This is a genomic window from Trichocoleus sp. FACHB-46 (genome assembly GCF_014695385.1).
Taxonomy (GTDB): Bacteria; Cyanobacteriota; Cyanobacteriia; order FACHB-46; family FACHB-46; genus Trichocoleus.
Map to the genome: position 1 here is coordinate 1 of NZ_JACJOD010000062.1, position 10,062 is coordinate 10,062.

8 protein-coding genes and 1 pseudogene are annotated in these 10,062 nt (G+C 48.3%); 5 read left to right on the forward strand and 4 right to left on the reverse strand.

Going from position 1 to position 10,062, the window contains the following annotated elements; translation table 11 throughout:
* Window positions 1–525: 525 nt before the first annotated feature.
* Genes H6F72_RS26080 through H6F72_RS26095 form a run of 4 tightly spaced genes read right to left on the reverse strand, consistent with a single transcriptional unit; the run spans window position 526 to window position 2,760 of the window.
* Entirely contained in the window at window positions 526–876 is a 351-nt protein-coding gene (locus H6F72_RS26080) for a hypothetical protein (protein ID WP_190442372.1), read from the reverse strand.
* Window positions 873–1,958, reverse strand: coding sequence for an amino acid adenylation domain-containing protein (locus H6F72_RS26085; RefSeq protein ID WP_348252738.1), 1,086 nt, complete (start codon window positions 1,956–1,958; stop codon window positions 873–875). The genes H6F72_RS26080 and H6F72_RS26085 overlap by 4 nt, the downstream gene beginning before the upstream one ends.
* 32 nt (window positions 1,959–1,990) lie before the next feature.
* Complete coding sequence (locus H6F72_RS26090; RefSeq protein WP_190442374.1) at window positions 1,991–2,392, reverse strand: AMP-binding protein; 402 nt, start codon at window positions 2,390–2,392, stop codon at window positions 1,991–1,993.
* 29 nt (window positions 2,393–2,421) lie between these two features.
* On the reverse strand, window positions 2,422–2,760 hold the full coding sequence (locus tag H6F72_RS26095; protein ID WP_190442384.1) for an SET domain-containing protein-lysine N-methyltransferase: 339 nt from the start codon (window positions 2,758–2,760) through the stop codon (window positions 2,422–2,424).
* Between the two features lie 870 nt (window positions 2,761–3,630).
* Between H6F72_RS26095 and H6F72_RS26100 the strand changes: the two genes are divergently transcribed.
* From H6F72_RS26100 to H6F72_RS30520, 5 genes and pseudogenes are all read left to right on the forward strand, one after another.
* Window positions 3,631–3,861 carry a hypothetical protein gene (locus tag H6F72_RS26100; RefSeq protein ID WP_190442386.1) on the forward strand — a complete coding sequence of 77 codons (231 nt, stop codon included), beginning with the start codon at window positions 3,631–3,633 and terminating at the stop codon, window positions 3,859–3,861.
* Window positions 3,862–4,129: 268 nt separating this feature from the next.
* The gene (locus H6F72_RS26105; protein WP_190442388.1) at window positions 4,130–7,000 is read left to right on the forward strand and encodes a hybrid sensor histidine kinase/response regulator; all 2,871 of its coding nucleotides are present in this window, start codon (window positions 4,130–4,132) and stop codon (window positions 6,998–7,000) included.
* Window positions 6,951–9,299 (forward strand): GAF domain-containing protein, encoded by a 2,349-nt coding sequence (locus tag H6F72_RS26110; protein WP_190442395.1) that lies wholly within the window; start codon window positions 6,951–6,953, stop codon window positions 9,297–9,299. Before H6F72_RS26105 ends, H6F72_RS26110 begins: the two co-directional genes overlap by 50 nt.
* A gap of 453 nt (window positions 9,300–9,752) precedes the next feature.
* On the forward strand, window positions 9,753–9,977 hold the full coding sequence (locus H6F72_RS26115; protein ID WP_190442397.1) for a hypothetical protein: 225 nt from the start codon (window positions 9,753–9,755) through the stop codon (window positions 9,975–9,977).
* A pseudogene (locus tag H6F72_RS30520) lies at window positions 9,959–10,062 on the forward strand (IS1 family transposase); the annotation flags it as partial. The gene H6F72_RS26115 and the pseudogene H6F72_RS30520, both read left to right, overlap by 19 nt.

Genomic DNA, 10,062 nt, shown 5'->3' on the forward strand with positions numbered 1-10,062 from the left:
TGCTGAATTAAGGCAACGACTCCATTGGCATGATTATGAACTTGAAACTGCTGGCAGCTGGGTCGCAGATAAACGTCCAAACTCGCTTTACTGACATCGATACCAACCCACTGGGGTTGCTGATCCATTGCACCATGACCTCCGATGAGATGGGATAGGCCGAAGGCTGCGCTCTTCCTTGCTCCATGCGGACTCAGAGGTCCTAGCGATTTTACGAGTTCTCAGCACTTCGAGGTGTGTGGCGACCCAAGCTTTTTTACGGTTTCGAGCAACCAAAGGGGTGACGGTCTGCCACTCTTCTAAGATACAAGGGGTATGAATTGGCGAGGCTGAAACGGCCTGAAATCAGGGTGGGAGTTTTGAGTCAAAGGCTACCAAAAAAGGGTCCTTTTTTGATAGGGCTGTATGGGGCGCATATGGGGTAGAAAGAGCCTAGGTAGGAAGTTAGTGTGATTGCTGATTTTTAGAGTGGGCTGCTGAAGGAAGCGTCATCGTCAGCCCAATCCAATCCTAACTTGAACAAACTTAACCGCCGCAGGGCCCGTCTAAAAAACCTGACTGAACAAAGTACGGGAGATAGGTTTCCACAATTCTGCACCTTATGGATGAAAAAGCGATCGACGTGCCAACTAGCCCTTGCTGAGTGTTAGAGCAATCATAGTCAGGGCAATGTTGGTAAAGCTCGATCAAAGTCTGATTTTCATGAACCTGCTCGGTTAACAGCGGCAGAAGTGGATAGAGGGGATTAGAAGGAGCAGGTTCCAGCAAACGGGTTCTCCACTCTGCATAGCTTACCCTTTCTAGGGGATAGCCAAAGGCACGAATCAAGTCATACAACTCAGAAGTTGTGAGATCTTCACCGGGTGGGGGAGTCATCGAGCGGTGGCTTGATTGTGTCGCTCCACAGCAGGTAGAGCCTCAGATGCCAACTTCCGGCGATCAACCTTACCGATGGGCGTTAAAGGCAACGATTCTAGAGGAACAAACCGTGAGGGAATCATGTAGGGCGGCAGTTTTGCCTTGAGATGCGATCGCAAATGCGCTAAAGACTCGGTTGATGAAGCTGACCTGAATACGACATAAGCCACCAAAAGCTTAGAGTCTGCTCCCGAATTGGTCGCAACTACAGCTGCTTCCTGCACCAGAGGATGCTGGATCAGCAACATCTCAATCCCAAACAATTCAACGCGAAATCCGCCAGCCACCTTGACTTGATGATCGACGCGCCCGACATACTCCAATTGCTGATCAGGGCGATATCGCACTAAATCACCAGTGCGATAAAGGCGAGAACGGTCATCAAAGGGATTGGGGACGAATCGTTCCGCTGTTAGCTGTGGCTGATTGAGATAGCCTCTGGCGATCGCTACTCCACCCAGATACAATTCTCCCACTTGTTCTGCGGGCACCGGGTTGAGGCTATTGTCCAGAATATAAGCCTCTACTCCGCTGATTGGTGTGCCAATCGGCAGTTTTTCCTCAATTTGATCAAGGTGGGATAGATCGCTCATCGTGGCAACGACGGTCGCCTCAGTGGGACCATAGCCATTAATCAAGCGGACTGATGAACCGACGCGATCGCGCCAAATAGCAAATCTTTCTGGAAGTGCGCGTTCGCCCCCTATACTGCTCAACCGTAGTTTTTTTGGCAAGACCAGATCAAATTGCAGCAAAGCTGCGGTGATGAAGTGCCAGAACGCCGTGGGACTGAAGAGGACTGTAATTTTTAACTGTTGGCATTCTTCTAAGAAAAATGCTGCGGTACTTAACATGTCTTCGCTGCGAAGCACCAGCGTTGCGCCTTGAGCAAATGTGCAAAAAATCTCTTCAACCGCAGCGTCAAAGCTAATGGAACAGCACTGCAAAATTCGGTCTCCAACCTTTACTTCATACTGGGTTGATGCAACCTCTGCATAGTTTGCCACAGAGCAATGCTCTACCATGACACCCTTAGGCACACCCGTCGAACCAGACGTATAAATGACATAAGCTAAGTCATGAGGTGTATTGTCAACCCAGAATGGGTCGAGAAACCTCCCAACTCGGCTGCCAGTTCTTGTGTGGTTAACAGGATTGGATTTGCGTCAGATAAGATGCTGATGATCCGGTCTTTAGGCAGTGTTGAGTCAAGCGGAATATACGCGGCTCCAGCTTTGAGAACGCCCAAAATCGCGGTGATCAAGTCTAACGATCGCTCTAGGGCGATCGCTACCAGTTGTCCTGCCCCAATCCCTCTCGCACTCAAATAACGAGCAAGTTGATTGGCATGGGCATTGAGTTCACGATAAGTGAGTTGTTGGTCATGATGGACGACAGCCACACCATCAGGTGTTCGTTGAACCTGGGACTCAAAGATTGCCGTTACGGTATCAGGCTTAAGCTGTGTATACATTTACTTTCTCTCTAATCAGCGTGCCTAAGTTAAACATTCAAGGTGTGAGTAGAACTTGAGACGACCTGCTCAAAGTTAGTCAGGCTCAATTCAGACAAAGCCCTCAAGAGGCTAGTGGAGATATGACTACTGAGGGTGTAGCGGCTCATCAGATCAATAGAGAGATATTTTGCCCCAGCAATCATTTTTAGGCACTGTGAGCTTTGGCACTGAGTGGGGAATGGCGTTGACATTTCCCACTCAGTGCTGGGATAGAAAAAGGTTAGCTCGTCTCCTGCTTCAATCCCTCGAATTGCCCGGAGTTCCAAACGATTGACATCAATTACCACATTCGGATCGCAACTGTGATTAAGAGAAGATAGATACACTTCTTCGATGTGAAGATCTAAGCCGATTTGAATGAGATTGGATTGCGTGCAACCAATGCCTATTAGGTATCTTGGAAATACGGTTATTTCCATTCTAGGTTAGGGTTTTAAAACACGCCCTAGTATGAGCTGGAATAGTATATGAGAAAAATTATGCAGGATAAGCTTAAAGGTTTTCTCCTGACGAGGTTTTAGATTTACACTTTTATAGTCAAAATGGACTTTTGACATTGAGCTTGCACCTTTTTGCTCATATCTTGCATTGCAGTGACACGTGCAAAGAAACAGGTCATGATTACCTATTGTGGCAAGCCCAACCAGCTTCTACCTGCTGTGAAATAGCTGGATTACAACATTGAACCTTGAAATCGTGGTTTTCTCAGAAGCCAACCGTCTTCAGACAAGGTTATTGTTCTAATGTTGGATAGGCTGAACATGCAATGAAAATGAAGTCAATTGGTTGGAGTGGGAAGAGCTGGACCTACTCTGATTGGATGACACTAGCGGGGTTGATAGTAGCTGTGGTAGGACTTGTCGTAGCGATTGCCACTCCTGAAATCCGCTGTTTAGTCCACTTGAAATCTGAAACTTGTTCCCCCATCTTCCGTACAGCTTATCAAGAGACTCAGCACAGCTTTCAAGGGCTTCTTTCATACGTCAAACATCACAATTTTGTTAAATATATCGACTTCCACCATACAGCCGGTAATATTGGCTGCAAACTAGCCAAATTAAAGTCTGGTGACATTCTACACATTCAAGGAAGTTGCCTACCGCACCAACATAGCAATCTGTAAATATCAAAGTTATTTAGGATTAAGGCAGCTCGATGCTCAATCTGACAACTATTGATCTAATAGGGTATGAACAATGGCCAGCAGCACTCCTGGTAGTAACGGCAACCACAAGCCAATTCTCACTGGGAATACGGTTCTTGACAAACTGCTTAACCAACTGGAGGAGGGCGATCGCGGCTTTAAGTTTTTGCGTTGGACAGAATTGAACCTCTTTCGGTCGGAGTATGGAGCGCACATCATGCTGACGACATGGATTGTTCAAACAAATGTCGAGCCTGAATCAACGTCTCCGATTTTGCTGTGACAGGCCTGCGCTGTTGAACAGCACCCCTTCTGCGAGACACGGTTTTGCAAACTCAATGGAGTAGATGACTGATTTACTGAGTTTAACTCAATCCCTAGTTGCTGTATCCTGTAAATCAGGTGGAAATATCAAAGAGCTTGTGAGGACTCAGAGTTTTTCTGCCTTAAATAAAGCCACTAGGGTGGTATTGAAGATCAATCGCACCTGAAATATGCAGAAGGTTTCTGCTGCTCGATGGCTGAAAGCGAGCTAAGTGAGAAGCTACTATATGGCCCTTCTGAACCAAGATTGTTCAGCTACAGGCAATTCCTACAAGATTCCGCTACGTCTGGTTTTAGTGATACCTTTTATCTTGCAAATTTCTGCGGCAGTGGGAGTAACTGGATGGCTCTCACTACGGAATGGGCAGAATGCGGTTAATGAGGTTGCTAGACAGTTACGGAACGAAGTTACTGCCCGGATTCAGCAACACCTAGATACGTATTTGGAAACGCCCCATCTAGTCAATGCCATCAGTGCAGATGCTATTTCCCGCTTCTCGCTGTGGAATCCGAATGACATGAGTCGGATGAGAAGCTACTTGTTCTGGCAGTTGCAGCAGTTTCCTAATACAAGTTACATCAGTTTTGGTGGAGAACGGAAAGAATACGCCGGAGCTGGCTATCGGGATGACGGTACGCCTGTGATTGAAATTACCGATCGCTCCACTCGTTTTGTCAACACAATCATCAACGTCGATCGCCAGGGCAACCCAACAGGCCGTAGGGAAACTCATCCCGATTATGACCCCCGCATAAGACCCTGGTATATAGGGGCAAAACAGGCGAAACGTCCTCATTGGAACTCCATTTACCAGTACTACATTCAGCCCAGCTTGGGCATTTCAGCCAGTCAGCCTGTGTATGATCGGACTGGAACTTTCCGGGGAGTGGTCAGTACTGATTTATATCTCTCAAGCATTAGTCAATTTCTACAAAATTTAAGGGTGGGGCGATCGGGGAAGACCTTTATCATTGAGCGCTCAGGGCTCATCGTCGCCTCATCCACTACTGAACAGCCATTTTTGACCAAAGCGGATGGTCAGGTTAGTCGGCTCCTAGCTACCGAAAGCAGCATTCCCCTAATTCGCTTTACAGCTCAGCATTTAATCGATCGCTTTGGTAGTCTTAGGCAGATTAATCACAGTCAGCAGTTTGACTTTATGCTGCAAGGTCAAAGAGAATTTGTGCAAGTCTTGCCTCTTTACGATGAACGGGGGCTGGATTGGCTAATTGTGGTGGTGGTGCCGGAATCTGACTTCATGGCACAAATCAATGCCAACACTCGCGCCACCGTTCTGCTCTGCTTGGGTGCATTGGTGCTGGCAGTTATTGTAGGAATTGCCACATCTCGCTGGATCACAAAACCCATTTTACGGCTCAGCGCTGCCTCTCAGGCGATCGCAACGGGCCATCTTGACCAAACCGTGACGGTCAAAGGCATTAATGAGCTAGAGGCATTGGGTCAGTCTTTTAACCAGATGGCAACTCAGTTAAAGCGATCGTTTGAGGAACTAGAAACCCGTGTTGCCGAACGGACCGTTCAGCTCAAGGCCGCGAAAGAAGCGGCGGATACGGCAAACCAAGCCAAAAGCAAGTTTCTAGCCAACATGAGCCACGAGCTGAGAACGCCCCTCAATGCCATTCTCGGTTTTTCTCGGTTGTTAGCACGCAATCCAGCTTTAGCATCCGCAGCCGCAGAATTAGAAATTATCAATCACAGCGGCGAGCACTTACTAGACCTGATTAACGACGTGTTAGAGATGTCGAAGATCGAGGCAGGACAAGTAACGCTGTATGAAAATCGGTTTGACCTATATCGCCTGCTCAATACGTTAGAAGAGATGCTGCAACTACAAACTAACGCTAAGGGTTTGCAGTTGATGTTTAGCCGTACTCCTGAAGTACCTCAATACGTGCGATCGGATGAAAGAAAACTGCGGCAAATCCTGCTTAACCTATTGGGGAATGCCATTAAATTTACTCAACAAGGCAGCGTAATCCTGCGCGTCAGCGTCTTAGAGCGGGTAGAAGAAACCGCCACAGCAGACGACAAAAATGCGCCCCCCCCTTCTGATACGCCCGCCCCTTCCTCCTCCCGGACGTTACGGTTTGAGGTGGAAGACACAGGTGTGGGCATTGCTACCAACGAGCTAGGAACCTTATTTGAGGCTTTTTCGCAAACCGAATCGGGTCTGAGATCTCAAGAGGGAACAGGCTTGGGATTACCGATCAGCCGTCAGTTTGTCCGTCTGATGGGTGGAGACATTACCGTGAATAGCACCTTGGGCAGTGGCACCATATTCACCTTTGAGATCCAGGTAGGGGATGCCGAAGCCGCTGTGACATTACAGCAACCAGTCCAACGTGTGATTGGATTAGCACCTGATCAGCCTACCTACCGAATTTTGGTAGTAGACGATCGCTCAACCAACCGTCAATTGCTGGTGAGAATGCTGGCTCCTCTGGGCTTTGAGGTGCGCGAGGCTGAGAATGGACAGGCGGCGATCGCGCTGTGGCAACATTGGCAACCCCATCTGATCTGGATGGATATGCGAATGCCTGTGATGGATGGATATGCAGCAACCCAATACATCAAGGCACAACCACAAGGATCAGGGACCACTATCATTGCCTTATCCGCAAGTGTGTTGGATGCAGATCGAGCCCTGATCTTGGCCGCTGGGTGTGATGACTTTGTATGCAAACCGATACAAGAAGCGGTCATTCTTAACAAGATCGCTCAGTATTTGGCGGTAAGGTATAGCTACGGAACAAGCGATGCTCCGGTAAGCATGCAGCAAGACGGCAATTACCCAAACCAGCAAAATGCTAAGGCTGAGGGTTATAGGTTAGGTGTTGAAAGCTTAACAGTCATGCCGACTGAGTGGATTGCACAGCTTTACCAAGCAGCCGATCAAGTGAATAATGCCTGGTTATTCCAACTGATTGCGGAAATTCCAGAAGAGCAAGCGCTTCTAGCTGACACCTTAAGTCATTGGGTTCATAACTTCCGTTGTGATAAAATTATTGCCCTAGTGGAGCATCTTGATGGATATCCCTCCGAATCAGATCCCCAAGGGAAATATTCTGATTGTTGACGATACACCAGAAAACCTGCACCTTCTGTCATCCACTCTAACGGAGCGAGGATACCAGGTTCGAGGCGTGATTGATGGGGGGATGGCCTTGAGAGTGGTTCGCTCAGCTCCACCGGATTTGATTTTACTCGACATCCAAATGCCTAGAATCAACGGCTACGAGGTTTGTCAACAGCTCAAGGCAGCAGAGCAAACCCGCGAGATTCCGGTGATTTTCCTGAGTGTTCTGGATGAGACCTGGGACAAAGTCAAGGCATTTGAGGTAGGGGGAGCCGACTATATTACCAAGCCCTTCCAGGCAGAAGAAGTCTTGGCCCGCATTGAAAACCAGCTTGCCCTCCAGGCGGCAAAGACAGAGATCCGTAACCTCAATGCAGAGCTAGAACAACGGGTGCAGCAGCGCACAGAAGAGTTAGCCGCCGCAAACCAAGAGCTAAGAATAGAAATTACCCAGCGGCAACAAGCCGAAGCAACCCTACGGCAACAAGCTGAGCAGAAAGAATTGCTGGCAGAAATCACCCAGCGGATTCGCCAGTCCTTAAACCTTGATGCCATTCTGAATACAACGGTAGCGGAAGTTCGCCAGTTGCTCCGTGTCGAGCGCGTGTTAATTTATCGGTTTGAGCCAGATTGGAGCGGAGTCGTCATCGTGGAATCTGTGATTACGCCCAATCTGTCAATTTTAGGCAGAACAGTCCAAGATCAGTGTTTTAGCGACGGCTATGCTAGGCAGTATCGACAGGGACGAGTGCTCAACATCGCGGACATTTATGCAGCAAATTTGTCGCCGTGTCACGTTGATTTATTGGCGGCTTTGCAGATTAGAGCCAATCTCGTTGTCCCGATTGTCCAAGAGCAAACCCTATGGGGGCTGCTGAGCGTAAATCAATGCACTCAGCCTCGACCGTGGAGTCCGCTTGAAATTGACCTGCTCAAGCAACTCTCCGACCAGGTCGCGATCGCACTGCAACAGTCACACCTTTATCAACAGGTGCAGCAACTCAATGCCAATCTGGAGCAACAGGTACAGGCGCGAACTGCTCAGCTCCAGCAAGCGCGAGACTTTGATGCCCTGCTAAAGCGAATTACCGATAAAGTTCGAGACAATCTTGACGAGAGACAGATTCTGCAAACCGCTGTGCGAGAGCTGGCTTTGGGTTTAGCGGTGGCTTCATGTGACACAGCACTTTATGACCTGGGACAACAAACTGCAACCACCTGCTACGAGTACACGACCCTCAGCCGCCAAAAGCAAGGGAAAACTGTGTCGATGGCAGAGTTCCCAGAGATCTACCACCACCTGTTGCACCGTCAGTGGTTTCAATCCTGCGAACCTTATTTGGAACATGGTGCATTAACGCTCCTTGCCTGTCCTATTTTTGATGATCAAGGGGTCTTGGGTGATCTGTGCCTTTCTCGGCTCCAAGCAACAGTGTTTGTTGAACATGAGATTCGCCTAGTGCAGCAGGTGGCAAATCAATGTGCGATCGCGATTCGGCAAGCACGGCTCTATGCAGCCGCTCAAAGTCAGGTAGCAGCGTTAGAGAGCTTACATCAGATGAAGGATGACTTTCTCAGCACTGTTTCGCATGAACTGCGAACGCCTGTAACTAACATGAAGATGGCGATCAAAATGCTTAAAGTCACCTTAGCTCGTTCTGAAACTGCTGCTACCGACGAGCCAGCGATCACTGGCATTTCTCAGTCAGCAAATGCTACCCCGAACTCGAGAGTTACCCAGTATTTACGAATTCTCGACAGTGAATGTGAACGAGAAATTAGCTTGATCAATGATTTATTAGATCTACAGCGGCTAGAGTTTACGTCAGCGCCATTGGTCACTGAACGCATTGATCTTAAACTTTGGTTATCTGCCTTATTAGAATCGTTTCAAGAACGGGCTGATGCTCATCAGCAGTACTTGCAGATTGAAATACCTGATTCGCCACCGCAGATTGAGTCTAATCCAGATGCACTCAACCGGATTTTGGTAGAACTGCTGCACAATGCTTGTAAATATACGCCGCCAGAAGAGCGGATTGTGGTGAGTGTTGCAGTCGAGCAAAATCAGCTCCAGCTACGAGTTACCAATTTTGGAGCAGAAATTCCAGCCAGTGCTCTCCCACAGATCTTTGACAAGTTCTATCGAGTTGCCCATGCCGATCGCTGGAAACAGGGTGGTACTGGACTAGGGCTGGCTCTTGTGCAAAAGCTAGTGAAGCGCTTGGGGGGAGCCATTGATGTCAATAGTGCTCAGGGAGAGACAACTTTTGCAGTCTCCTTACCAATAGTTGTGTAGCTAGTTAAACACATAGCTGTACTGAACGTTATGGTTAAGAACATCTTTTCATAGGTTCAAACTGGCGAAGCCTTAAGGGGTGATAAGAAGCTTGAAGTAACTATGTAGCGGGCAATAGAGCTGATAAGCGCAAAAAAAAGATAGGCTTGCCACTTGACCACAAAACTACCTCAGGGGGTAACAAGAAAGCTAGAACAAGGACTGGAGGCGGGAAGCAGCATGTAAGCCTTGCTGAAGATAGAGTTGCTTATTGCCACTGAGCTGCATCCAAGACTCTAGCCAAGGAGAAGGCGAAACTAGTGCGAAGAAACACTGAAGAATTCGGGCTAATTCCCGAAATCAGAGGTACTATACGGAAAATTTTTCGGGCTCATGTCCAACTTGGGAGATTGGCAACATTGATTTGGACTAATTAAAAGTTGAGCTGAGACAATTTCATCAACGAGCATCCTTATGCCAAACGAGAGTCCAGATCAGTTATGGGTTGAGCCTGTGGGTGGAATCATCCTCGCGCGAATTCGCGGGGTGGCTACAGCCGATCTCATACAGGAGTGCCATCAGCGCATTGGGGTGTTGCAGAGAGACACGGGCTGCCAACAGGTGATGTACGATGCCTTGGAGTTTGAGCGCCCGCCGATAGAAATTGTGCTAGTAACACCCAAAAAAAAGGAAAGCTAACGATCCAATGTGACGAGCTGTGGTCCTTTGTCGATGACAAGGGGAACAAACAGTGGGTCTGGTTAGCCCTCGATGCAGACACTCG